This is a genomic window from Paenibacillus sp. FSL R7-0297 (assembly GCF_038009025.1).
In the GTDB taxonomy this organism is placed as follows: domain Bacteria; phylum Bacillota; class Bacilli; order Paenibacillales; family Paenibacillaceae; genus Paenibacillus_AQ.
Genome location: NZ_JBBPAQ010000001.1, coordinates 2,715,595 through 2,741,400 on the forward strand (window position 1 = coordinate 2,715,595; position 25,806 = coordinate 2,741,400).

Sequence of the window (25,806 nt, forward strand, 5' to 3'; positions counted from 1 at the left end):
AAAAGGAGCATACAAGATGTTAGGTGGTTTTACGAAAGATTTAGGAATTGACTTGGGGACAGCGAATACGCTTGTCTACGTGCGCGGTAAAGGGATTGTTGTAAGAGAGCCTTCCGTGGTAGCCATTAACACTGATACTAAGACGATTGAAGCTGTAGGGGAGTCCGCCAAAAAAATGATCGGACGCACACCGGGCAACATTCGTGCCATTCGTCCGATGAAGGACGGGGTCATTGCCGATTTTGATACTACGGCAACAATGATTAAATATTTTATCCGCCAGGCACAGAAGCAGCGCTCGATGTTCCAGCGCCACCCGAATGTCATGGTCTGTGTACCATCCGGAATTACGGCTGTTGAACAACGCGCCGTTGAAGATGCAACGAAGCAGGCGGGAGCGCGTGAGGCCTATATCATTGAAGAGCCTTTTGCCGCTGCCATCGGAGCGGATCTCCCGGTATGGGAACCTACAGGAAGCATGGTTGTGGATATCGGCGGCGGAACTACCGAAGTGGCGGTCATCTCACTCGGCGGTATCGTAACAAGCCGTTCTGTCCGTGTAGCCGGCGATGAAGCGGATGAGTCCATCATCCAATATATCAAACGCCAGTATAATCTCATGATCGGGGAACGCACTTCGGAGCAGCTGAAGATGGATGTGGGTTCTGCTCTGCCGCTCGAGAAAGCCGAAACGATGGAAATCCGCGGCCGCGATCTGGTAACGGGACTTCCGAAGACGCTGACTATCACCTCTGATGAGATCTGTGAAGCTTTGTCGGATACAGTGAATGCTATTGTTGAAGCTGTAAAAGTAACGCTGGAGAAATGTCCGCCTGAGCTTGCTGCCGACATTATGGACCGCGGTATTGTGCTTACAGGCGGCGGTGCGCTTTTGCGTAACCTGGACAAGCTGCTGGCGCGTGAGACCGGAATGCCGGTTATCGTTGCCGAGAATCCGCTGGACTGTGTAGCTATTGGTACAGGTAAGGCACTCGAGAATATTCATTTGTTCAAGAGCCGCAGCAGTTCGAGTCTCCGTTCCAAACGCTAAGACAATTCTGACCTGTGAACGTCAACCCCTGATGTGGGAGAAATTCGGTTGTTAGAGGGTGTTGAAACTGTTTAAGCTGTTTAATAATAAACGTTTATTTATATTGCTGATTACACTGGTTATGTTTATCGTGGTGATGGGCTTCAGCCTGGGACAAAGGAAAAACTTGTCCTGGCCGGAGAACTTCCTCAGAGATACGACCGGTTTCGTGCAGAATTTGTTCTACAAGCCCGCTGGATACGTAGCGGGCTTGTTCCAAGATATCGGGAACCTGCATGATTTGGCTGAAGAGAATAAGCAGCTCAAAATCCTGGCAGCGCAATACGCCCGGGATAAGGCGCAGTATAATTTTATCAAGTCCGAGAATGAAGGCTATAAAAAAGATCTTGAATTTACTAAGGCACAAACGAATCTATATAACTATGAATATCATATCGCTAATGTAGTCAGTCTGACGACAGAGCCGGGTAACAACACGCTTGTTATTGATCTCGGAGCGAAGGATGGAATTAAGCTGAACATGTCTGTAACTTCTGTCGAAGGGCTCGTCGGGGTAATTAGTAATGTGAGTAATTTCACCTCTACCGTTAAGCTGATGACGATGATGGATATCAATGATCCCAACTCCCAGCCGCCGATTTCGGCTACTGCTTTCAATAAGGAAGGTGAGACCTTTGGGATGATAGAGAGTTACGACCAGCAGACCGGAATGCTCATGATGAATAAAATTCCCGCGGGTAATCCGATTGCCAAGGAAGATCTCATCATCTCGTCCGGCATTGGAGGACTGTATCCGCGTGGAATGACTATCGGTACGGTTGAAGAAGTGAAGACCGGGGAGTTTGGGTTGACTTCTACAGCGATCATCAAGCCGGCGGCAGGATTCCAGGACTGGAAGGAACTCTTCGTTGTCTTTACGGAGGAGCGTGGAGAATAGTGAATATGCGCAGATCCGTGCTTGTTTTATTGCTGTTACTCTTATTTATCCTTGAAGACACTATTCTCCCCTGGCTGATTCCGAATGCCTGGGAGATGCGGATTATCCCTGATCTCGTGTTCATCGTAATCCTGTTTGTGACGGTATACCATCACCGGCATACGGCACTTATTCTTGGTTTATCCTTCGGAATGCTGCATGATGTGGTGTTCTATGGCCGCATTCTTGGGGCACATTCTTTTGCAATGGGATTATCCGCATATCTGATTGGTCTGATATTCCAGATTCCGCGTGCACCGCTGCCGCTGATGATGACGGTGGTACTGCTGGGCAGTCTGCTGGAGGACAGCATGCTTTTTGCCATCTACAGCGTCTTTAATCTGAGTAAAGAACCCTATAACTGGGCGCTTCTGCACCATATGCTGCCTACTATGCTGTTTCATTTTGCTATCGGCTTGCTTCTCTACATCCCGCTCCGGCGCCAGCTGGAGCTGCTGAAGAAAGAGACCCGCAAAGAAGAAGCTGCTTAAGCCGCTGCTGCATTTTCTTATCCTATAAAGAAGGAATTTGCCCGGCCCGGCACGAATGAATGAGGATGGGGGGACAGGCATATGACAGTTAAATCCAAGCATGTAAGGATTAAGGGCATCAAGGATGGCCTGGTATTCCTGCTAGACGACAAGTGTCCCTTTGAAGATCTCTTAAGCGAGCTTCGCTATAAGCTGGAGCACAGCCATCAAAATATCCTGACCGGACCGATTGTGCATGTGGACATCAAGCTGGGCAACCGTCCTGTTACCGAAGAAGATAAAGAGGCAGTTCTGGAGATTCTCAAAAGCCAGGGAAACTTATTAATCCGTTCCGTTGAAGCCTTGGAGGACCCTGAAGAGAAGGATACGGAAGCATTATTTATGATGAGCGGAATGCTCCGTTCCGGCCAGGTGCTGCATCATGAGGGCAATCTGCTGTTTCTCGGCGATGTGAATCCGGGAGGAACCATTACCTGCTCGGGGGATATCTATATTCTTGGAGCGCTTAAAGGGATGGCACACGCCGGAATCAACGGCAATCAGGAAGCGATTATTGCGGCTTCGCTGCTGGCTCCTACCCAGCTCCGGATTGCTGATATTATCAGCAGGCCGCCGGATGAATGGGGAACGCGGGAGAGCAGCATGGAATTTGCCTATTTATCAGGTGGTGCTATGCAAATCGACAAAATTCATAATATAGTCAAATTACGTCAGGATTTAAATGTGTTTAAAGGGGTGTAGCCTCCATGGGAGAAGCGATTGTCGTAACCTCGGGCAAAGGCGGAGTTGGCAAAACAACCACAACAGCCAACATTGGGACCGCACTTGCATTGCAGGGCAAAAAAGTATGTCTAGTAGATACTGACATTGGACTGCGGAATTTGGATGTAGTCATGGGGCTGGAGAACCGGATCATTTACGATCTTGTGGATGTGGCGGAAGGCCGCTGCCGTCTAAATCAGGCGCTGGTCAAAGACAAGCGTTTTGAAGAGCTGTATATGCTGCCTGCAGCCCAGACCAAAGACAAAACCTCAGTCACACCGGAGCAGGTCAAGGATATTATTCTTGAACTCAAGAAGGAATACGAATATATTCTGATCGATTGTCCGGCCGGGATTGAACACGGCTTCCGCAATGCCATTGCAGGGGCCGACAAAGCTATTGTGGTCACTACTCCGGAGCATGCTGCGGTGCGGGATGCGGACCGGATCATCGGTCTGCTGGAGCAGTCACATGTGGAATCACCGAAGCTGGTGGTCAACCGTATCCGTCCGGGAATGGTGAGATCCGGCGATATGCTGGATATCGAGGATATTCTGCAGGTGCTCAATATTGATCTGATCGGGATTGTACCTGATGATGAGCTGGTCATCAAGGCGGCGAACAGCGGTGAACCTACCGTGATGAATCCGAATTCTTCAGCAGCAATTGCTTACCGCAATATTGCCCGGCGTATTCTTGGCGATGCGGTGCCGCTCATGCAGCTGGACCAGAAACCGGGTGCTTTTAAGAAGTTCAAGAAATTTTTTGGAATGGGCTGAACCGTGGCCAGGCACTTATTTATAGCGATCTTTCGTTTTGACCCGCCTGCTGAGAAATGCTTGGCGGGTTTTTTTGTGCGAATATACGAAATAAGGCCGGTACACCACTTCTGCTTGATAGCTATCTCCCCACAGGGCTTGTTCTAAAGCACCTTCCGCTACTCATAAAATGGAAGTAAAACAAGCCCGCCCGGAGGGATCAATATGGAATACGAGAGAGATATCAAAAATCGCCGTAAGAAACGTATACAGAGCTTATTAGAGGATCAGACCGAAGCTGGATCAGCGCCAGCGCTTTTCACGCTGCCTGACAACAATATTCCATTCAGGGAATGGGGGGCTAGTTCCCGAAATGAATTCACTGCTTCAACGGAACCTGACCCTGAGGTAATGTGGAAGAAGCAGCGCAGCAGCTGGGAGGACGAAGGCGGGGATGGGCCGCGCTTTGGCGCAGGCTTCATGCGGCGGACCGTAGCCAGCCTGCTTGTCTTTGGAGCGGTGTGGGGAATCTTCGCAGTGAGTGAGCCATGGGCAGTGAAGTCGCAGTATTTCATTACTGGCGCCCTTAGTAATGATATGGATTTCGCCGCAGTGCAGGTATGGTATGAGGAGCATTTCAATGGAGCCCCTTCGTTCATTCCGATCTTCGGAGATAAAGAGGTGCCGGCAGAGAAAGTGACAGCCGTTCATGAACTGAGCGCCCCCTTGGAGGGAAGCATTGCGCGTCCCTTTGCCGAATCCCTTAAGGGGGTAGAAATAATACCGGCAGATGATTCAGGCTCAAGTGTCACGGTGGATAGTGTAGATACGGGCCGGGTATTGTCCGTGTCCAAAGAAGCCCAGGGAGGCATCCGGATCACCGTCCGCCATACCGGAAATATAACGGCGGAATACGGTCATTTGAGCGGGACGCGGCTCGCGGTGGATGACTGGGTACAGAGCGGAGATACGGTGGGCTGGATTCAGGGGACAGAGGATGCACAGATTCCGATGCTTTTTTTTGCGATTATGAAAGACAAGTCTTATATTGATCCTGCTGAAGTGGTATCGTTTGATTAGGATCTTCGGTGTTGAACTGTCACTGCATCCGCTCTTCGTGCTGATTCTTTTTCTCTCCGTGCTTACCGGACAGTTCCTTGAAATTATTACTCTGTTTTCGATTGTATTTATCCATGAACTCGGACATGTATGTGCGGCACTATTGACCGGGGTTACCGTCAAGTCCGTGCAACTGCTGCCGTTCGGGGGAGTTGCGGTCATTGAGGATCATGGGCGGCTGACAGCCGGACGTGAAATGGGGATTGCCCTGGCCGGACCGCTTCAGAACGGAATTATGATCCTGATGGCGCTGGCCCTCAAGCAAGCGGAGTATGGCAGCAGCGCTTATCTGGATTATTTCATCGGGGCCAATGCCATGATCGCGCTGTTCAATCTGCTGCCGGTGCTTCCGCTCGACGGAGGCAAAATCCTGCAGGCCGCTCTAAGCCTGCTGCTTCCGTATTATTACACCCTGCTGTGGATCGGCAGAGTCAGTATTGCAGCCAGTCTGCTTGTTGTGGTGTTCGCCCTGCTTCCGCTGGGAACCGGCGGCGGACTCCGTCTTAACCTGCTGATGATTGGTGCCTTTCTGCTCTATTCCAATATAACGGACCAGCGCAACCTGCCTTACCGGTTTGTTGCTTTTTTGATGAACAGGGAACAGATCTATGAGCGGTATCTGCATTCAGAGGGCGCTGCCCGGCCAATAGTTGCGTTCTCTGCGAAACCTTTGGATGATATATTGCGTCTATTTAAACGTAACCATTATCATTTTATCTATGTAATGAACGATGACAGGGATATAGTGGCTGTTCTCCCTGAGCAGCGTCTGATTTCTTCTTATTTCGGAATATAAAGCTAGAATGATTCAAACCAGAGGTGAAGCCATGAAACAAATGATCGTTCACTGCACACAACATATTACTCGTATGGCACTTCTGGAGAACGGGAGGCTGGTGGAATATGCGGCTGAACGCGATCAGCAGCAAGGTCTGGTCGGGAGTTATTATAAAGGTCGGGTTATGAATGTGCTGCCGGGTATGCAGGCGGCTTTTGTAGATATCGGACAGAAAAAGAATGCCTTTCTATATGTAGACGATGTACTGCATCCCCATCTGGAGAAGCAGCCGGAGGTGAAGCCCTCTATTGAGACGCTGCTGCAGCCCGGCCAGGAGATCGTTGTCCAGGTGAGAAAAGAGCCGCGTGGCGGCAAGGGAGCGCGGGTGACTACTCATTATACCTTGCCCGGACGCTGGATGGTGTATATGCCTTTTGCCGAGTATGTCGGGGTTTCCAAAAAAATCAGCCGCGAATCCGAGCGCAGCCGGCTTAAAGGAATCGGCGAACGGTTGCGTCAGGGTGAAGAAGGAATCATTATGCGTACAGTCTCCGAGGACGAGCCTGTGGAGGCTGTTGAAGGGGATCTGGCCTTTTTGCGGGCCCAGTGGGAAGTAATTACCCGGCGGGCCAAGGAACTGGAAGCGCCGGCGTTGCTGCATTGTGATCTGAGCATCGTTCAGCGGTTTATCCGGGATGCCTTCAACCCGCAGCGTGATGAGCTGATGATTGATTCGGGCAAGGCGGTTAAAGAGGCGGAAGCATTCCTTACAGATATGGCTCCCGAAGGGTACAAGCCTGTAGGATTCTACCGTGGACAAGAGTCCATCTTCTCGGCATATGGTGTAGGGGATCAGCTCCATAAGAGCTTCAGCCGCAAAATCATCCTTGAAGGCGGGGCTACGCTCATTTGGGATGAGACAGAGGCGCTCACCGTTATTGATGTGAATACGGCTCAGTACACCGGCGGGACAAACCTCGAGGATACGGTAACACGGACCAATCTGCTGGCGGCGGAAGAGATCGGGCGGCTTGTCCGTCTGCGGGATACGGGCGGCATTATTATCGTTGATTTCATTGACATGGAGCGGGAGGAACACCGGAAGCAGGTCATCGCGAAGCTGGAGAGCATCATCAGCCGTGACCGCACCAAGACGCATATTCTCGGCTGGACCCATCTGGGCCTGCTGGAAATGACCCGCAAGAAGGCAAGGCATGATTCGGCCGGATTTGCTCCGGTGATCTGTCAATGCTGCGGCGGGACTGGCAAAGTAGGGACATGGCTGGAGTAGGCCAGTTTTTCACGCTAAGAGGGTACCGTCTGTTAAAAGGATGATAAAGCCGCTTTCTACTTGACTTGGACTAATAAGTATGATAATATCTTCAAGTATGTGTTTGGTTATTATATTCCTGCACATGCTGTAACCGCTCCGATCGGGTATATCAAGTGTAATTCCTCCGGGGGTTGCCACCTAGACTAGGCGAGTCTGAGACATGAGGAGGTGCAAGTACAATGTATGCAATTATCGAAACTGGCGGTAAACAATACAAAGTCCAAGAGGGCGACGTGTTGTTCATTGAGAAGCTGGAAGCTGAAGACGGCGCAAGCGTAACGTTTGACCGTGTCTTGGCTGTTTCTAACGAAGGTGGTTTGACTGCAGGAACTCCGCTGGTAAGCGGCGCGTCTGTAACAGCCAAAGTCGAGAAACATGGTAAAGGTCATAAGGTTGTAGTTTACAAATACAAACCTAAGAAGAACTACCACAAGAAACAAGGCCATCGTCAACCGTACACCAAAGTAACTATCGAGAAGATTCAGGCGTAAGAAGGTGCGTTAATGATTAACGTGCGGATTACACGGGCTTCTGCTCAAGGTGTCATTGTCGGTTTTGCCGTCAAAGGGCATGCGGAATACGCAAGGAATGGTAAAGACATCGTCTGCGCGGGCGTTTCGACCGTTACGGTTGGAACAGTGAATGCGATTGAAAGCCTGACCGGTGTAGTCCTGGATACTTCGATGAAGGATGGATTTCTGAGTGGAACCCTGGTTCCCGTGAATGATCCTGAAGTCTCCGCCAAGGTGCAGCTTCTGCTGGAATCCATGGTGCTGATGCTCAAAGATATCGCTAAATCTTACAGAAAATTTGTTCAGATACAGGAAGTCATTATTTGAAGAAGGAGGTTGACAACATGTTGAAATTGGATCTTCAATTATTCGCATCGAAAAAAGGTGTAGGTTCCACAAAGAACGGACGTGATTCCCACTCTAAACGTCTTGGCGTGAAACGTGCTGACGGTCAAGCAGTAACCGGCGGCAACATCTTGGTTCGTCAACGCGGAACAAAAATCCACCCGGGCACTAACGTGGGCATCGGTAAGGATGATACACTGTTCGCACTTGTGGACGGCGTAGTGAAGTTCGAACGTTGGGGCCGCGATCGCAAAAAAGTGAGCGTGTACCCGGTTGATGTCGCTCCGGTAGCAGCGGCACTGGAAGCGTAAGCTTTCGGAACCTATTTAGATGAGAAGCCTCCGGCATGAGTGCCGGGGGCTTTTTTTGAAAATATTCGCACCTATAGAATTCAAGTCAAACGCCCGGCAGGAATGCTGGTGATTGCAGAGAAAGCCTGTGTTATACTGTAAAATGGAAAATATCGAGCAAGATGAGCAATAGCGACATTGGAATCAATTTTGCGAACCGAGGGACGGGGAGAAAGAATGAAATCCTGGAAAAGTATCGTCTGGGCTGTCATGTTATCCGCAGTGCTTCCTTTAGGTCTCGTGTATTGGCAACCCTCCCTTTTCACATGCCTGCTGCTCGGTGTATGGGTAGCGGCAGTGCTTGCATTCAGCTTTCTTTACAACCGGCGTCATTATGAAGAGGAACTGCGTATACAGGAGAAGACTCTGCAGCAGGCGGCAAACCGGACACTGAATCACCATCGTCATGATTGGATGAACGATCTGCAAGTACTTTACGGATATATCCAGCTGGGCAAGCCTGATAAATCCGTGTTATGTGTGGAAAGAATAAAGGAGCGTATCGCGCTGGACAGCCGTATCGCCAAGCTGGGGGTTCCTTCACTGGTATTCTACCTGCAATCCTTCCGTACCTACAGAAGCAGCCTGGAGCTGGAGATCGAAGTGGAGGAAGGGCTGCAGCTGGAGGACAAGCTGACTCCCGAAACAGGTGATGAGCTGACATCTGTGATTATGCAGATCATAAGGGCGTATCAGTACAGCGGACTTGTTCCGCAAGGAGAAGCGCGGAAGCTTCGGCTCGGATTTTCACAGGAGGGAAGAGACATTCTTATCTCTTTCGAAGGTGAAGGAGATCATGGCAATCCTGAACTGCTGCAGGGGCAAATTTATAATATAGTACAAGGAAAAATCATGAAGGCGGAGCAGTTTCAGCCGAGCACAAGCTCTGTAGAACTGCGTTTACCGCTGGAGATGTAAGGAAGGTGAACATTAATGTTCGTAGATAAAGCTAAGATTTATGTTAAGGGCGGCGACGGCGGAGATGGTCTCGTGGCGTTTCGCCGTGAGAAGTATGTGCCGGAGGGCGGTCCTGCCGGCGGAGATGGCGGCCGCGGCGGAGATGTGATTTTCCGGGTAGATGAAGGCTTGCGTACACTGATGGATTTCCGTTATCAGCGACATTTCAAGGCCGATAAGGGAATTAAGGGACGCAATAAGAGCCAGCACGGGGCTAACGCCGATCACATGATCGTGCGCATTCCTCCGGGAACTGTGCTGATCGATGATGATACCCAGGAGATCATTGCCGATATGACCCGTCATGGACAACAGGTCGTTGTGGCACGCGGCGGTCGTGGCGGCCGGGGGAATACCCGGTTTGCGACGGCAAACAATACTGCGCCAGAGCTAGCCGAGAACGGCGAAGAAGGCCAGGAGCGTTATATCGTAATGGAACTGAAGGTAATGGCAGACGTAGGTCTGGTAGGATTCCCGAGTGTGGGTAAATCTACATTGCTGTCGGTAGTATCTGCTGCCCAGCCGAAGATTGGTGCCTATCACTTCACAACAATTACACCAAACCTTGGTGTAGTTGACGTTGGGGATGGCCGCAGCTTTGTTATGGCGGATCTGCCGGGCCTGATTGAAGGTGCGAGTGAAGGTGTGGGGCTTGGACATGAGTTCCTGCGCCACGTTGAACGTACACGTATCATCATTCATGTCGTGGATATGTCCGGTTCTGAAGGCCGTGATCCCTTCGAGGATTGGGTGATGATTAATGACGAGCTGAGGCAATACAACGCTGCCCTGATTGACCGTCCGCAGATTGTTGCGGCGAACAAGATGGACATGCCTGATTCCGAAGAGAATCTTGCGGCCTTCCGTGAGCGTGTGGCGGAGCTTCGTCCGGATCTTGAAATCATGCCGATCTCCTCGCTTACCCGTCAGGGAGTGCAGGAACTGCTCTACCGGGCAACGGACGTACTGGATAGTATTCCTGTCGCACCGGTCGTTGAAGAAGTGGCTGAAACTACTGAGCGCAAGGTGTATAAGCTGGAAGCGGAAGAAGATAATTCCTTCACCATTACCCGCGACAATGAAGCATTTGTGGTCACCAGTCCGCGTATTGAGCGGATGCTGAAGCGGATGCAGCTCAGTACACATGATGCTATCCTCAAGCTGGCCCGTACCTTGCGTCACATGGGTGTGGATGCCGAACTGCGCAAGCGCGGTGCTGTAGAAGGCACCATTGTGCGCATTGCTGATTTTGAATTCGAGTTTGTTGAGAACAGCAGCTACTATTAAATATCTGCGCTTGCTGCTGAGCGTTGTCAAGCAGCTTCGAATATGCCGGCTGTGTTTCCCGTGAGGGGACACAGCCGGCTTTTTTAATAGACAGGGCATAAAAGAACGGCTTTGTATAAAGTCTGCTTTAAATATTTGGCTAAATTTACTACAATCATATGTGTGCACTAATTTCCAGCTGAACCAACCGATAATATAAATACATACCTGTCATGAAAGAGGGAATAGGCAGATGGCAATTATTGAAGTAGTCAAATATGACGGGCCTGCAGGCGTCTTCGCCTGGAAATATCCTAATCAGGAGCTGGGGACATGGACACAGCTGATTGTGAATGAATCCCAGGAGGCGATTCTGTTCAAAGGCGGTGAGGCACTCGATTCCTTCGCAGCAGGACGTCACACGCTCAGCACGGCGAACATCCCGATTCTGTCGAATGTAGTGAATCTGCCGTTCGGCGGCAAATCACCGTTTACAGCGGAAGTATGGTTCGTGAACAAGATGAACTCTATGAACGTCAAGTGGGGGACAAGTTCGCCGCTGCAGCTACAGGATCCCAAATACCAAATCATGATCTCTGTCCGCGCCTTCGGCCAATTCGGAGTCAAGATTGAGGATCCCCGCAAATTCCTGCTGAAGCTGGTAGGGACGCTGCCGCTATTTGATCAGGACACTATGGTGAGTTATTTCCGCGGGCTGCTGATGTCCAATATTAATGAACTGATCTCTTCTTATCTGGTGCACAAAAAAATCAGCATTCTGGAGATCAATGCCTATGTCGTAGAAATTTCGAAGCATATCCAAGGCCGTCTGGCGTCGTCCTTCCTGGATAGCGGGATCGAGCTGAATAACTTCTTTATTGATTCCATTAACATACCTGATAATGATCCGGCCATACTCCGCTTGAAAGAGGCTTTAGCCAAAAAAGCAGAGATGGACATCATCGGCTTCACTTATCAGCAGGAACGCAGCTTCAATACCATGGAGGAAGCCGCAGGAAATCCGGGTAATTTAGGCGCCGGGATGATGAACACCGGCCTGGGGCTCGGTATGGGCTTTGGCCTTGCCGGACCTGCGACTGATATGATGAACAGGATGACACGCGGCATGTCACTGGACGGCGGTACGGCGGCAGCACCGGGAGCAAGTTCCAAATCCTGTGCAGGCTGTGGAACGCTTAACCCGGCAGATGCGCGGTTCTGTATCGGCTGTGGTCAGAGCCTGCAGCCGGTGCCGGCAGCAGCTAGCAGTACTTGCCACAGCTGCGGGAAGCCGGTAATTCCCGGCGCCAAATTCTGTCCGCATTGCGGGGAGAGTCTGATCATCAAATGCACGGGTTGCGGGCATGAACTGCAGCCCGGCCAGAAATTCTGCGCGGAATGCGGAACAAGGGCGGCTAATGGGTGAGCCGGATGAATAAACAGAGGTCTTACACAGGGCTTATCACTGTCATTTATGTTGCTGTTCTGGCGGTCACTGTTTTCTCCTTCTTCATGCTTGGATTCTCTGAGTCGCTGGTGCGTTTCATAGTGACCCTGCTTGCCGTATGCATTGCTGAGACTGCCGTATATGGCTATTGCGTATTTTGGCTGCGTTCCGCTCCTGATGTCAGCAGGACTTCACCGCTACTCCTGAGCGGGGCTTGGATTATTGCCCTATATGTATCTGTGGTAATTGCGTTAGCTGTGCTGCTTGACTGGATTCTGGAACTGAGCCCGCTCTGGTATGCGGGAGTGCAGCTAATCATGTTAGTTACTGCTGTGTCTGTTCTTGAAGCGATAAGGTTATATGGCCGGAATGCAGCGTCGCAGGAACAGAGGGATGCCGATGCCTCAAGGAATCTGCGGAGTTACCGGCAGGAGCTGCGTGAGATTAGAGCGCTTGCGGGGAGCTGGAAGCATCCGGAATCCATTCGTTTGACTGAACTGGTGGGTTCCCTGGAGGATAAGTTCCAGTACAGTGATCCGGTTTCGAATCCGGAATTGGCCGCAACCGAGGATATGATAAGCCAGCAGATTTCTCTGCTTCATGATCATGTTGCCTTATTGCTTGTACTGAAGGAGCTGCCAGCCGGCTGGGAAGCGGAAACACAGGAATTGGCGGATAGTATTGCCGGCACGCTCCAGCGGCGTAACCGGGAGCTGGCGGCACTTAAATAGGAGGAAAATTACGGAATGGGTATCGTGAATGAGCTAGAGGGACTGCTGCCGGGCCGGGAAGGCCAGCCGTCTGACGGTCTGCCCAAATATGAGCGGACAACATTTGACTATGTAACTATCGGAGTGGGCTACCTTGTGATGCCGCTCGGGCTTGTGCTGGCTTTGATCCGCTTCTTTGGAACACATTACAAAAATTACCGCAAACCCGTCAACTACAGCCTGCTGTATCATGTTTTTGTAGGGGGATTTGTGCAGATGATGGGCTTTATCCTTTATTCGATATATAGTGACGACGGGATCGATGTCATGACGCTAATTATACTGTTAATCCTCTTTGCTGTTGTTCTGCTCCTGCCCGCGTCAGCTTTTGCCAAAAGGGCGGCCAAAGCCAGATTCCGTTTCTCCCAGCTCGCCAATCAATATGTGCAGCTAATCACTGCCGGCAGAGTGCGTTATATTGGAAATCTGGCTGACCGTACCGGGCAAAGTGAGGGGGATGTGACTAGGGATCTGATCTACCTCAAGAAGTATGGGGTGCTGGACTCCGGGCTGCTCTTCAGTGAGGGCGCGGATACTGAGCCTGATGCTCCGGTTAATCAAGCGGACTCATCGCCCTTTTCTTCCCCGGGCGGACAAACGGTGTATCAGCCGCCAAGACCGCAGCAGCAGCCGAAGGCCATACGCTGCCCTGGCTGTGGTGCGCAGAATACCGTCTCCCCTCTCCAGTCCAAGAGCTGTGACTACTGCGGTACGACCGTCTCTTACAGTTAAGATAAGGCTGTTCCTCCTGATTAACGGGCGGAATAGCCTTTTTTGAAAATTGAAGGTCACTTGCCTTCAGAGGAAAAAGTGTTGCAATTTAAGTCTTCAATCCCGTATAATGTCCACTATGTACATACAAAAGTCTTTGGGGTGAGGACGTTCGTGAAAGAACGCTATTATTTGGTCCGGGAGGACATATTGCCCGATGCTGTACTGAAGACCATGCAGGTCAAGCAGCTGCTGGAAGCAGGAGATGCCAAAACGGTACACGAGGGCGTGGAGCAGGTTGGACTTAGCCGCAGCGCTTTTTATAAATACAAAGATGGAATTCATTTAATTCATCAGCTGGAACGTGAGCGTATAGTAACCATCTCGATAGATCTGGAGCACGAATCAGGTATGCTCTCTAAAGTGTTGGGTTCTGTAGCTGTCCACGGGGCCAACGTGCTGACGATTCACCAGAGTATTCCGCTGCAGGGGCGGGCCAACGTGGTCATCTCTGTCGAAATTTCTCATTTAAATGAAGAATTAGGCGATTTACTGGATAGTCTAAAGGCAATCTCGGGTGTGAAACGGGCGTTAATTATCGGACAGGGCTAGTATTGCTTCATAAAACTTAAGCCTATGCTTACGAAGTGAGTTTTGCTTGAAGTGAATATAAGGAGCAGACGCTCGCAAAACTTTTAGGAGGATGCAAATGAAGCCGGTTAAAGTGGGATTACTGGGTTTAGGTACAGTAGGTACGGGTGTAGTCCGTATCGTTGAAGGGAATCAGGAGGATTTGAGCAGCCAGGTAGGCTCGCCGATCCTGATTGAACGTATAGCCGTGAAGAATACGGAGAAGCCGCGGGAAATTGAAGTCGATCCATCCAAGATCACCGATGACCCTTGGGAGGTTATCCGCGACCCGGAAATTGATGTCATTGTCGAGGTCATGGGCGGTATTGCGGGAACGAAAGAGTACATTCTAGAGGCACTGGAGCGCGGCAAACATATTGTTACAGCCAACAAGGACCTGATGGCCCTGCATGGCTCGGAGATTCTCGCCAAAGCTCAGGAGAAGCAGTGCGATGTGTTCTATGAGGCCAGCGTGGCGGGAGGCATTCCGATTATCCGTACACTGATTGAAGGATTCTCCTCCGACAAGATTATGAAGATTATGGGTATCGTTAACGGGACAACTAACTACATACTTAGCAAAATGAGCCAGGAAGGCGCGTCTTATCTGGATGTGCTGAAGGAAGCGCAGGAACTCGGGTATGCTGAATCGGATCCTACTTCAGACGTGGAGGGGCTGGATGCAGCACGTAAGATGGCTATCCTGGGTACCCTTGGCTTCCGGACCAACGTTGAACTGAGCGATGTCAGTGTGAGTGGCATTTCCGGCGTGAGCAAAGAAGATATTGCTTTTGCCAAACGGCTGGGATACGAGATGAAGCTGCTCGGCATTGCTGAACGGCAGGATGAAGAATTCAGCATCAGTGTGCAGCCTACGATGATCCGTGCGAGCCATCCGATTGCATCCGTGAACGGAGTGTATAATGCGGTATATGTGTATGGTCAAGCCGTAGGGGAAACGATGTTTTATGGTGCCGGAGCAGGCGCGATGCCTACCGCAACCTCGATTGTGGCAGATCTTGTAGCTGTGATCAAGAATCTGAAGCTGGGTGTGAACGGACTCAAGCAGATTGTCCCCTATAAGCAGAAGAAGCTGAAGAGCGATGAAGATATCTTCTACAAGAACTTCCTCCTCCTGCACGTAGATGACAAAGCGGGTGTGCTGGCGAAGATTACTCAAGTGTTTGCCGAATATGATGTCAGTCTGGATTCCGTTGTACAGCAGGCTAATGCCAATAACCCGGATGCAGAAATCATTATTGTAACGCACAATGCCAGCAAGGCGAGTATGAATAAAGTATTGCGGCATTTAGAGCAATTGAATGTCATTCACCGCATCAAAAGCCATTATCGTGTAGAAGGCTGAGTACCGCATTCCGAGATTCATCGGCTGCGCGCAAATATAACGAAGGAGATTTCCCACGCCATGAGTATTTACGGAAGGTCTAGAGTAAAAGTCCCTGCCAGCACCGCCAATCTCGGTCCGGGATTCGATACACTGGGCATGGCACTGTCACTGTATGCCTGGATTGAGATGGAAGAGGCGGCAGAAACGGTTTTTCACCTTTATGGTGATGAGATGAAGGGTATCGCCTGTGACAAAAGCAATCTGCTGTACAAGGTAGCCCAGATGGTGTTTGCAGAAGCCGGGGTTTCGGTCCCCGAACTATCCATCTCGATGTATTCAGAAATTCCGCTTACCCGGGGTCTCGGCAGCAGTGCTTCCGCGATTGTTGGCGCATTGGCCGCAGCGAATGCTATGATTGGTTCACCGCTCGGGTCTGCGAAGCTGTTTGATATGGCTACAGCGCTTGAGAAGCATCCAGATAATGTTGGAGCCTCCATCTTCGGGGGGATTATCACAGCAGCATGGGATGGGCAACATGCCGATTATATCCGGATAGAGCCTCCACAGGCGCTGGAAGTGCTGGTGGTTATTCCTGAATTTGAGCTGGAGACAGTCAAAGCAAGGGGACTACTGCCTGCCGAAGTTACAATGGGCGATGCAGTCCATAATATCAGCCGTACCTCGCTGTTAACTGCAGCACTATCCGCCGGCCGGCTCGATATGATTGGCAGAGCGATGCAGGACCGCCTGCATCAGCCGTACCGTGCACCCATGGTGCCTGGGATGGAGAAGCTGCTTGCTGAGGCGCCCGGGCGTGGTGCTCTGGGGATTGCGCTAAGCGGCGCAGGCCCTACATTGTTATGTATGGTGGACCGCAGCAGCGATAAGAAGCAGGAGCTGGAGCATTTCCTGACAGAGACGATGCAGGAGAATGGGATTCCTTCCCGGACTGTATGGCTGTCGCCATGTACTTCAGGTGTTACTACGGAGCTGCTTGAAAGAAACGGGATGCAAAACGGATCATTTTTGGATATGATAAAAGGAGAATTACAGTCATGAAATCAATAGCGGTATTGCCGCAGGGCTCGGTGTCACATGAAGCGCTGCTGCATTTATTTGGGGGTAACCCGGTAAATATTGAGCATCATAAGCTGATATCCGATGTCTTTCTGTCTACGGCGAACGGAGTTACGGATTACAGTGTGATTCCGATTGAGAATACGATTGAAGGCTCCGTCAGCCTGCATATTGACTGGCTCATTAATGAGGTGAATCTGCCGATGCAGGCGGAGTGGATTTTTCCGTCGGTGCAGAACCTGATCGGTAATCCGCAGGAATTCACGGATGGGAGCGGGCATAAGGATTATGCGAAGATTGTCAAAATCCTGTCCCATCCGGTTGCTATGGCACAATGTCTGCAGTTCATCCGCAAAGCCGCACCGTGGGCGGAGCTGGAATCGGTGGGCAGCACTTCCGAAGCTGTTGAAATTGTAAAGAATAATCCCGGCAAGGGCTGGGCCGCCATCGGTACGTCACTGGGGGCAGCAACGCACGGGCTGGAGATTGTGGAGCGGCAGGTTACAGACCATAACAACAATTACACGCGTTTTGTACTTGTTGGCCAGGAGAAGCTGGAGCTCCCGCTAGAGAGCAGTGGAGACAAGACGAGTATTCTTGTGACGCTGCCTGAGGATTTCCCTGGTGCGCTGCATCAGGTGCTGGCTGCATTTTCCTGGCGGAAGCTGAATCTGTCGCGGATTGAATCACGGCCGACCAAGAAGAAACTGGGTACTTATTATTTCTATATTGATGTGCTGGAACCGATAGAGTCGGTACTGCTCCCGGGGGCAATTGAAGAGATCAAGGCCTTGGGCTGTCAGGTACGGATTCTGGGGTCCTATCCCACATACACCTATGAGGAAGAGAAAGCGGAGGTGCAGTAAGTTCATGGCTGAACAATGGATCTATCTGGATGGACAACATGTAACGAAGGACAATGCTAAGGTATCGGTATTTGATCACGGCTTTTTATATGGAGACGGTATTTTCGAAGGAATCCGTATATATAACGGCAACATTTTCAAATGCAAAGAGCATCTGGACAGGCTGTATGATTCGGCCAAATCGATTATGCTGGAGATTCCGCTGACCTATGATGAGATGCTGGCGGCTATGGCTGAGACAATCCGTCTTAATGAAATGCGCAACGGGTATATCCGTCTGATCGTTTCGCGCGGTCCTGGTAACCTGGGGCTTGATCCGCGCCGCTGTCCCAAAGCGAGTGTCATTATTATTGTAGAGCAGCTGGCGATCTACCCGGAACAGGCTTATCTGAACGGACTCCGTGCCGTATCGGTATCCCAGCGCCGTAACATCCCGGATGCGCTGAATCCGAAGATCAAATCGCTGAACTATCTCAACAACATTCTGGTGAAGATCCAGTCTAATCTGGCGGAAGCCGATGAAGCGATTATGATGAATGCGCAAGGATATGTAACCGAAGGATCAGGCGACAACATCTTCATTATCAAAAGAGGAGTAGTCTACACACCTCCCTGCTATTTGGGCGCGCTTGAAGGAATTACCCGTCTGGCGATTATTGAGCTATGTGAGAAATTGGGCTTGCCGCTGAAGGAAGAGCCGTTCACAATGCATGATGTATATATTGCCGATGAAGTTTTCTTCACCGGTACTGCAGCCGAAGTTATTGCAGCCCGTGAAATCGACGGACGGATTATCGGTTCTGGTCATGCCGGTCCGATTACCCTGCAGCTGCTTGAAGAATTCCGCAATGTTGTGGATAAAGACGGTTATAAGGTGTGGGAATAGTTCCTTAATAGTTATTACGCAAACCAATGAATAAATAAAGCAGCAATCCTCCCATGGAGTCATGGGAGGATTTTTTTTGTATTAGGGATGTCATTCGCCCATGGGCTGCATAAGATGTAGTAACGAAGGAGGCGGCTGTACCGCATATACCATGCTGGAGTGCAGTAATCCCTGAACTAGGGGCAACGTCGATAACAGATAATTATTAGGAGGTAAATGCTGCGTGAAAATACACATTGTTAAGCAAGGCGATTCGCTGTTTGCGTTATCGCAGAAGTATGGAGTGCCGCTGCAAAAAATAATCGAGGCCAATCCGCAAATCACGAATCCAGATGTGCTTGCTGTCGGAGATAAAGTCAAAATACCGGCAGCCCCGATACCTGTACCAGATAACAGTGAGGTCTACTACAAGCATACCGTCAAGCAAGGCGACACCTTGTGGAAGCTCTCCAAAGCATGGGGAATTACGCTGAAGGACATGATTGATGCCAACCCCCAGCTTAAGAATCCCAATGTTCTGATGACTGGGGAAGTTGTAAATATCCCTAAGAAAGCTAATGCTGCTTCTCCTATTCAGGCTCAGTCTGTCTCTCCGGCAAAAGCTAATACTACTCCCATTCAGGCACAATCTACAGCACCTGCAGTCGTAGACAAAACAGCTATTGGCGGAAAAACCTATACTGGGCCCATAGAAAAGCCGGCTCCTGTCGTGTCCCCTGCCGCAGAAGCAGTCCCGGTTCCCATTGCTGCTCATGTACCGGCACCTAATCCTGCACCCAATAAAGCCCCCGAAGTGATGCCGATTCAGGAAATCGTTCATGAGAAACAAAGCTTATATGTACAGATCTCAGTTCCTGCACAAGAAGCCATCACATATGAGATGCCCAAAGAAGCACATAAAACTGAGGTTCAGCCAGCGGCATGGAACGATGGTAAAGTCTCTCCCTGCGACCAGACCGAAGGTTATCCCGGTCTGAATGAGAACCCGTATTTCATGAATTGTCCGCCAGTGTATCCTGTGTATGAGCCAATGGGGATGATGGATATAAACGCTGCACCTAACTACATTCAGCCTGCGGCTTTTATGCCGGATTGCCCGCCGTCCTATGCTTATCCTGCCAGTATCTATCCTGCGAATGAATATCCCGGAGGCTGGTACCCTAATGCTGCGCCAGACTATAATAATGCGGCAATGTCCGCAGTGAGCCCTATGAGCGATAACTCATTTGTATCTCCGCAGTATAGCGGCCAGCCGGTCAATCTTCCTTGGCCTTCCTGCGGCTGCGGCGGAATGTCCATTCAGCCATATTCGTATGAACAGGCGATGCAGCCAATGTACAATATGTATCCGATGTATGGCATGCCGCAGCCGGGAATGATGGGTTCACCGTATTCAGCGGGAATGAATTCAATGCCTAATGCAGTGTCGCCGATGTACGATCAGCCGATGGTATCGAATATCCCACCTTATCCGTCCTACCCTGGTATGGAGAACTATGCCCATAATCGTGTGCCGGAAATCCAGGTGCCGGAGCTTGCAGGACAGGAAGCGGCAGAGGCTCCTGAAGCAGGACGCGCCGAAGCACAGTCGGTTAAGAATTCCAAGGGCGGAGCTTCCAAAGCGGCAGGGGGAAAAGTGAAAACTTCCAGCCAGACAACCACAGCCAAAGCTAAGACTTCTTCCAAAACAGGTTCAAGCTCAAATGAACGTTCAAGTACAGCCAAAAAGAAAAAGAATCCATGGATATCTAACTAAGTCTGAAACGATCGATTATGGAGTGCATGCAGGTCACGCATAGGATGCGGGCTTGCTGCACTTTTTTAGAGTTTTGCAGGTACAAAGACTCGTATAGTATAACTATGGAGTTCTATAGAACCATCATCAAAATGGTAAATATTGAGGGTTGTCTTTAGTAATGAATGCGTGGTATATTATAAATCCAGTCACAGGGCGAAAGCCCTTTCACAAGATTGGACATATTTCTCTCAAGAGTATGCAAACAGCTTCTGAAAAATAAGTGTTGCATCCAGATGATGAATATGATATATTATAAGAGTTGCTGGTGACGCGGTAGTCGTCGCTGACAACGAGCTTGATCTTTGAAAACTGAACAACGAGTGAGTGGGAGATCGCTTCGGCGAGATCCGAAATAGAGAATGAAAATTCTCGTCAGATGTTTCAAAATGAGCAATCGCTCTTTCTAAAACCAATTTGGAGAGTTTGATCCTGGCTCAGGACGAACGCTGGCGGCATGCCTAATACATGCAAGTCGAGCGGAGTTCATTTGAAAGCTTGCTTTCAAATGAATTTAGCGGCGGACGGGTGAGTAACACGTAGGCAACCTGCCCTCAAGACTGGGATAACTACCGGAAACGGTAGCTAATACCGGATAATTTCTTTCCTCTCCTGAAGAGAGAATGAAAGGCGGAGCAATCTGCCACTTGGGGATGGGCCTGCGGCGCATTAGCTAGTTGGTGGGGTAACGGCTCACCAAGGCGACGATGCGTAGCCGACCTGAGAGGGTGAACGGCCACACTGGGACTGAGACACGGCCCAGACTCCTACGGGAGGCAGCAGTAGGGAATCTTCCGCAATGGGCGAAAGCCTGACGGAGCAATGCCGCGTGAGTGATGAAGGTTTTCGGATCGTAAAGCTCTGTTGCCAGGGAAGAACGTCCGGTAGAGTAACTGCTACCGGAGTGACGGTACCTGAGAAGAAAGCCCCGGCTAACTACGTGCCAGCAGCCGCGGTAATACGTAGGGGGCAAGCGTTGTCCGGAATTATTGGGCGTAAAGCGCGCGCAGGCGGTCATTTAAGTCTGGTGTTTAAACCTTGGGCTCAACCTGGGGTCGCACTGGAAACTGGGTGACTTGAGTACAGAAGAGGAAAGTGGAATTCCACGTGTAGCGGTGAAATGCGTAGATATGTGGAGGAACACCAGTGGCGAAGGCGACTTTCTGGGCTGTAACTGACGCTGAGGCGCGAAAGCGTGGGGAGCAAACAGGATTAGATACCCTGGTAGTCCACGCCGTAAACGATGAGTGCTAGGTGTTAGGGGTTTCGATACCCTTGGTGCCGAAGTTAACACAGTAAGCACTCCGCCTGGGGAGTACGGTCGCAAGACTGAAACTCAAAGGAATTGACGGGGACCCGCACAAGCAGTGGAGTATGTGGTTTAATTCGAAGCAACGCGAAGAACCTTACCAGGTCTTGACATCCCGATGAAAGCATTAGAGATAGTGCCCCTCTTCGGAGCATCGGAGACAGGTGGTGCATGGTTGTCGTCAGCTCGTGTCGTGAGATGTTGGGTTAAGTCCCGCAACGAGCGCAACCCTTGACTTTAGTTGCCAGCAGGTAAGGCTGGGCACTCTAGAGTGACTGCCGGTGACAAACCGGAGGAAGGTGGGGATGACGTCAAATCATCATGCCCCTTATGACCTGGGCTACACACGTACTACAATGGCCGGTACAACGGGAAGCGAAACCGCGAGGTGGAGCCAATCCCAGCAAAGCCGGTCTCAGTTCGGATTGCAGGCTGCAACTCGCCTGCATGAAGTCGGAATTGCTAGTAATCGCGGATCAGCATGCCGCGGTGAATACGTTCCCGGGTCTTGTACACACCGCCCGTCACACCACGAGAGTTTACAACACCCGAAGTCGGTGGGGTAACCCGCAAGGGAGCCAGCCGCCGAAGGTGGGGTAGATGATTGGGGTGAAGTCGTAACAAGGTAGCCGTATCGGAAGGTGCGGCTGGATCACCTCCTTTCTATGGAGAATCGTTTCCTGCAACGGAAACATTCAAATCGGAAGCTAAAGCTTCCACAACGAACCTTAGGGTTCAAACACTCACTCGTTGGTCAGTTTTGAGAGTTTAAGCTCTCATCTTTAAACTGTCTGAATTTTCGAACATCACAGTCGTGATTGTCCCGAAATTTCAGCACCTTGATCCTTGAAAACTGGATACCGAAACGAATTTGCGTTTTAGAACATCTTTTAGCTGAAACTTGTGTAAGCAAGTTGAAATAGTTATTAGTGCAGAACGAAGGTTTTCGATTGTGCAGCGACCTTTGGCTTTGAATGTGTTGGTGAATGGAGCAATCCATGAGCAGTATTCAAAACAAGATGAGCAAGCAAGCGAAACACCGGAGTGACGGTTAAGCTAATAAGAGCACACGGAGGATGCCTAGGCGCCAGGAGCCGACGAAGGACGTGGCGAACAACGAAACTGCCTCGGGGAGCTGTAAGCAAGCTTTGATCCGGGGGTGTCCGAATGGGGAAACCCAGCTGTGGTAATTCGCAGTTACTCGTATCTGAATACATAGGATACGCAGAGGCAGACCAGGGGAACTGAAACATCTAAGTACCCTGAGGAAGAGAAAACAATAGTGATTCCGTCAGTAGCGGCGAGCGAACGCGGAACAGCCTAAACCAAGGGGCTTGCCCCTTGGGGTTGTGGGACGTCTCACATGGAGTTACAAAGGAATATGGTAGGTGAAGAGGTCTGGAAAGGCCCGCGATAGAGGTAAAAGCCCTGTAGCCTAAACTGTGTTCTCTCCGAGACGGATCCCGAGTAGTGCGGGGCACGTGAAACCCCGTATGAATCCAGCAGGACCATCTGCTAAGGCTAAATACTACCTGGCGACCGATAGTGAAACAGTACCGTGAGGGAAAGGTGAAAAGCACCCCGGAAGGGGAGTGAAATAGAACCTGAAACCGTGTGCTTACAAAAAGTCAGAGCCCTATTACTGGGTGATGGCGTGCCTTTTGTAGAATGAACCGGCGAGTTACGTTTAACATGCAAGGTTAAGTCGAGAAGACGGAGCCGCAGCGAAAGCGAGTCTGAATAGGGCGAATGAGTATGTGGACGTAGACCCGAAACCGTGTGATCTACCCCTGTCCAGGGTGAAGGTGCGGTAACACGCACTGGAGGCCCGAACCCACGCATGTTGAAAAATGCGGGGATGAGGTGGGGGTAGCGGAGAAATTCCAATCGAACTCGGAGATAGCTGGTTCTCCCCGAAATAGCTTTAGGGCTAGCCTCGGTGAATGGAGTGGTGGAGGTAGAGCACTGATTGGGTGCGGGGCCCGCAAGGGTTACCAAGCTCAGTCAAACTCCGAATGCCATTAACTTCTTGCCGGGAGTCAGACAGTGAGTGCTAAGATCCATTGTCAAAAGGGAAACAGCCCAGACCATCAGCTAAGGTCCCCAAGTGTGTGTTAAGTGGGAAAGGATGTGGAGTTGCACAGACAACCAGGATGTTGGCTTAGAAGCAGCCACCATTGAAAGAGTGCGTAATAGCTCACTGGTCGAGTGACTCTGCGCCGAAAATGTAACGGGGCTAAACACACCACCGAAGCTATGGCTAGATACTTTGTATCTGGGGTAGGGGAGCGTTGTATGTGGGTTGAAGGTGTACCGTAAGGAGCGCTGGACAGCATACAAGTGAGAATGCCGGTATGAGTAACGAAAAGATCAGTGAGAATCTGATCCGCCGAAAGCCCAAGGTTTCCTGAGGAAGGCTCGTCCGCTCAGGGTAAGTCGGGACCTAAGGCGAGGCCGAAAGGCGTAGTCGAAGGACAACAGTTTGAAATTACTGTACCACCGTAATCCGCTATGAGCGATGGGGTGACGCAGGAGGGTAGTGACGCGGACTGATGGATATGTCCGTCTAAGCAGTGAGGCTGATGTGTAGGCAAATCCGCACATCAATAAGGCTGGGCTGTGATGGGGAGCGAAAATTGTAGTAGCGAAGGTCATGATCTCACACTGCCAAGAAAAGCCTCTAGCCAGGAGAAGGTGCCCGTACCGCAAACCGACACAGGTAGGCGAGAAGAGAATTCTAAGGCGCGCGGAAGAACTCTCGTTAAGGAACTCGGCAAAATGACCTCGTAACTTCGGGAGAAGAGGTGCCTCGGTAGGGTGAATAGCCCGAGGGGGCCGCAGTGAAAAGGCCCAAGCGACTGTTTAGCAAAAACACAGGTCTGTGCGAAGCCGCAAGGCGAAGTATACGGGCTGACGCCTGCCCGGTGCTGGAAGGTTAAGGGGAGTGGTTAGGGGCAACCCGAAGCTGTGAACCGAAGCCCCAGTAAACGGCGGCCGTAACTATAACGGTCCTAAGGTAGCGAAATTCCTTGTCAGGTAAATTCTGACCCGCACGAATGGCGTAACGACTTGGGCGCTGTCTCAACGAGAGATCCGGTGAAATTTTAATACCTGTGAAGATGCAGGTTACCCGCGACAAGACGGAAAGACCCCATGGAGCTTTACTGCAGCTTGATATTGAATTTGGGTACGATCTGTACAGGATAGGTGGGAGCCGTTGAGGCAGGAGCGCAAGCTTCTGCGGAGGCGCCGTTGGGATACCACCCTGATCGTATCTAGGTTCTAACCTAGTACCCTAAGCGGGTACGGGGACCGTGTCAGGCGGGCAGTTTGACTGGGGCGGTCGCCTCCTAAAGAGTAACGGAGGCGTTCAAAGGTTCCCTCAGAATGGTTGGAAATCATTCGCAGAGTGCAAAGGCATAAGGGAGCTTGACTGCGAGACCTACAAGTCGAGCAGGGACGAAAGTCGGACTTAGTGATCCGGTGGTACCGCATGGAAGGGCCATCGCTCAACGGATAAAAGCTACCCTGGGGATAACAGGCTTATCTCCCCCAAGAGTCCACATCGACGGGGAGGTTTGGCACCTCGATGTCGGCTCATCGCATCCTGGGGCTGAAGTAGGTCCCAAGGGTTGGGCTGTTCGCCCATTAAAGCGGTACGCGAGCTGGGTTCAGAACGTCGTGAGACAGTTCGGTCCCTATCTGTCGTGGGCGCAGGAAATTTGAGAGGAGCTGTCCTTAGTACGAGAGGACCGGGATGGACGTACCGCTGGTGCATCAGTTGTTCCGCCAGGAGCATGGCTGAGTAGCTACGTACGGACGGGATAAGCGCTGAAAGCATCTAAGCGTGAAGCCCCCCTCAAGATGAGATTTCCCAACTAGTAAGACCCCTTGAAGACGACGAGGTAGATAGGTTGGAGGTGGAAGTGCAGCAATGCATGGAGCTGACCAATACTAATCGGTCGAGGGCTTATCCAAATTTCTTAGAGCGCAGATTCGTTTCGGATTCAGTTTTCAGGAATCAAATTGTAATTTATAGAGCTCAAGCAGTTCTATAGAGAAAATTTGTTTTCAGCATTTGGCGATGCTGACACCTGAATCATAGCATTTGTATATCAAATGCCCGTTTGGTGGCGATAGCGGAGGGGTTCCACACGTACCCATCCCGAACACGACCGTTAAGCCCTCCAGCGCCGATGGTACTTGGACCGAAGGGTCCTGGGAGAGTAGGACGCCGCCAAGCACTTAAGACCACTGTTGATTAGCAAC

At 50.7% G+C, this 25,806-nt stretch carries 22 protein-coding genes, 3 rRNA genes and 1 other annotated feature; all 25 genes read left to right on the forward strand.

Going from position 1 to position 25,806, the window contains the following annotated elements:
- Positions 1–16: 16 nt before the first annotated feature.
- The 25 genes from MKZ24_RS11940 (at position 17) to rrf (ending at position 25,780) form a co-directional block, all read left to right on the forward strand.
- A complete protein-coding gene (locus MKZ24_RS11940) occupies positions 17–1,051 on the forward strand; it encodes a rod shape-determining protein (protein ID WP_039300524.1) in 1,035 nt (344 codons plus the stop codon).
- A gap of 58 nt (positions 1,052–1,109) precedes the next feature.
- Entirely contained in the window at positions 1,110–1,988 is an 879-nt protein-coding gene (mreC, locus tag MKZ24_RS11945) for a rod shape-determining protein MreC (protein WP_042238852.1), read from the forward strand.
- Positions 1,988–2,518 carry a rod shape-determining protein MreD gene (mreD, locus tag MKZ24_RS11950; RefSeq protein ID WP_081956655.1) on the forward strand — a complete coding sequence of 177 codons (531 nt, stop codon included), beginning with the start codon at positions 1,988–1,990 and terminating at the stop codon, positions 2,516–2,518. The genes mreC and mreD overlap by 1 nt, the downstream gene beginning before the upstream one ends.
- An 81-nt stretch (positions 2,519–2,599) precedes the next feature.
- On the forward strand, positions 2,600–3,259 hold the full coding sequence (gene minC / locus MKZ24_RS11955) for a septum site-determining protein MinC (RefSeq protein WP_039300519.1): 660 nt from the start codon (positions 2,600–2,602) through the stop codon (positions 3,257–3,259).
- Positions 3,260–3,264: 5 nt separating this feature from the next.
- Complete coding sequence (gene minD, locus MKZ24_RS11960) at positions 3,265–4,059, forward strand: septum site-determining protein MinD (RefSeq protein ID WP_042139584.1); 795 nt, start codon at positions 3,265–3,267, stop codon at positions 4,057–4,059.
- Positions 4,060–4,263: 204 nt separating this feature from the next.
- Positions 4,264–5,118, forward strand: coding sequence for a M23 family metallopeptidase (locus tag MKZ24_RS11965; RefSeq protein ID WP_340783222.1), 855 nt, complete (start codon positions 4,264–4,266; stop codon positions 5,116–5,118).
- Positions 5,111–5,953 carry a M50 family metallopeptidase gene (locus tag MKZ24_RS11970; RefSeq protein WP_042238848.1) on the forward strand — a complete coding sequence of 281 codons (843 nt, stop codon included), beginning with the start codon at positions 5,111–5,113 and terminating at the stop codon, positions 5,951–5,953. Before MKZ24_RS11965 ends, MKZ24_RS11970 begins: the two co-directional genes overlap by 8 nt.
- A 31-nt stretch (positions 5,954–5,984) precedes the next feature.
- A complete protein-coding gene (locus MKZ24_RS11975; protein ID WP_340783224.1) occupies positions 5,985–7,226 on the forward strand; it encodes an Rne/Rng family ribonuclease in 1,242 nt (413 codons plus the stop codon).
- A 121-nt stretch (positions 7,227–7,347) separates the two neighbouring features.
- Positions 7,348–7,433, forward strand: a sequence feature (ribosomal protein L21 leader region).
- A 14-nt stretch (positions 7,434–7,447) separates the two neighbouring features.
- Positions 7,448–7,759 (forward strand): 50S ribosomal protein L21, encoded by a 312-nt coding sequence (gene rplU, locus MKZ24_RS11980; RefSeq protein WP_036698983.1) that lies wholly within the window; start codon positions 7,448–7,450, stop codon positions 7,757–7,759.
- 12 nt (positions 7,760–7,771) lie between these two features.
- Positions 7,772–8,107 (forward strand): ribosomal-processing cysteine protease Prp, encoded by a 336-nt coding sequence (locus MKZ24_RS11985; RefSeq protein WP_042139581.1) that lies wholly within the window; start codon positions 7,772–7,774, stop codon positions 8,105–8,107.
- Positions 8,108–8,124: 17 nt separating this feature from the next.
- Positions 8,125–8,436 (forward strand): 50S ribosomal protein L27, encoded by a 312-nt coding sequence (gene rpmA, locus MKZ24_RS11990; RefSeq protein ID WP_020429282.1) that lies wholly within the window; start codon positions 8,125–8,127, stop codon positions 8,434–8,436.
- Positions 8,437–8,652: 216 nt separating this feature from the next.
- On the forward strand, positions 8,653–9,393 hold the full coding sequence (locus MKZ24_RS11995; RefSeq protein ID WP_340783227.1) for a Spo0B domain-containing protein: 741 nt from the start codon (positions 8,653–8,655) through the stop codon (positions 9,391–9,393).
- Positions 9,394–9,408: 15 nt separating this feature from the next.
- Positions 9,409–10,719: a GTPase ObgE gene (gene obgE, locus MKZ24_RS12000; RefSeq protein WP_042139579.1), complete on the forward strand. Its 1,311-nt coding sequence runs from the start codon at positions 9,409–9,411 to the stop codon at positions 10,717–10,719.
- Positions 10,720–10,951: 232 nt separating this feature from the next.
- Positions 10,952–12,124: an SPFH domain-containing protein gene (locus MKZ24_RS12005; protein WP_340783230.1), complete on the forward strand. Its 1,173-nt coding sequence runs from the start codon at positions 10,952–10,954 to the stop codon at positions 12,122–12,124.
- 5 nt (positions 12,125–12,129) lie between these two features.
- Positions 12,130–12,876, forward strand: a complete 747-nt coding sequence (locus MKZ24_RS12010; RefSeq protein ID WP_340783233.1) for a hypothetical protein — start codon at positions 12,130–12,132, stop codon at positions 12,874–12,876.
- Positions 12,877–12,891: 15 nt separating this feature from the next.
- Entirely contained in the window at positions 12,892–13,647 is a 756-nt protein-coding gene (locus MKZ24_RS12015) for a hypothetical protein (RefSeq protein ID WP_042238837.1), read from the forward strand.
- Positions 13,648–13,800: 153 nt separating this feature from the next.
- Entirely contained in the window at positions 13,801–14,238 is a 438-nt protein-coding gene (locus MKZ24_RS12020; RefSeq protein ID WP_039300484.1) for an ACT domain-containing protein, read from the forward strand.
- 97 nt (positions 14,239–14,335) lie between these two features.
- Positions 14,336–15,622 (forward strand): homoserine dehydrogenase, encoded by a 1,287-nt coding sequence (locus MKZ24_RS12025; RefSeq protein ID WP_042238834.1) that lies wholly within the window; start codon positions 14,336–14,338, stop codon positions 15,620–15,622.
- 60 nt (positions 15,623–15,682) lie between these two features.
- Entirely contained in the window at positions 15,683–16,663 is a 981-nt protein-coding gene (thrB, locus tag MKZ24_RS12030; RefSeq protein ID WP_042238832.1) for a homoserine kinase, read from the forward strand.
- A complete protein-coding gene (gene pheA / locus MKZ24_RS12035) occupies positions 16,660–17,547 on the forward strand; it encodes a prephenate dehydratase (protein ID WP_340783241.1) in 888 nt (295 codons plus the stop codon). Before thrB ends, pheA begins: the two co-directional genes overlap by 4 nt.
- Before the next feature lie 4 nt (positions 17,548–17,551).
- Positions 17,552–18,433, forward strand: a complete 882-nt coding sequence (gene ilvE / locus MKZ24_RS12040; protein ID WP_340783242.1) for a branched-chain-amino-acid transaminase — start codon at positions 17,552–17,554, stop codon at positions 18,431–18,433.
- Positions 18,434–18,656: 223 nt separating this feature from the next.
- Positions 18,657–20,189 carry a LysM peptidoglycan-binding domain-containing protein gene (locus tag MKZ24_RS12045; protein WP_340783244.1) on the forward strand — a complete coding sequence of 511 codons (1,533 nt, stop codon included), beginning with the start codon at positions 18,657–18,659 and terminating at the stop codon, positions 20,187–20,189.
- 453 nt (positions 20,190–20,642) lie between these two features.
- Positions 20,643–22,200: ribosomal RNA gene (locus tag MKZ24_RS12050) — 16S ribosomal RNA — on the forward strand.
- Positions 22,201–22,586: 386 nt separating this feature from the next.
- A 23S ribosomal RNA gene (locus tag MKZ24_RS12055) occupies positions 22,587–25,515 on the forward strand.
- Positions 25,516–25,663: 148 nt separating this feature from the next.
- Positions 25,664–25,780: ribosomal RNA gene (gene rrf / locus MKZ24_RS12060) — 5S ribosomal RNA — on the forward strand.
- Together the 16S, 23S and 5S rRNA genes form the textbook arrangement of a ribosomal RNA operon.
- The last annotated feature ends 26 nt before the right edge of the window (positions 25,781–25,806 follow it).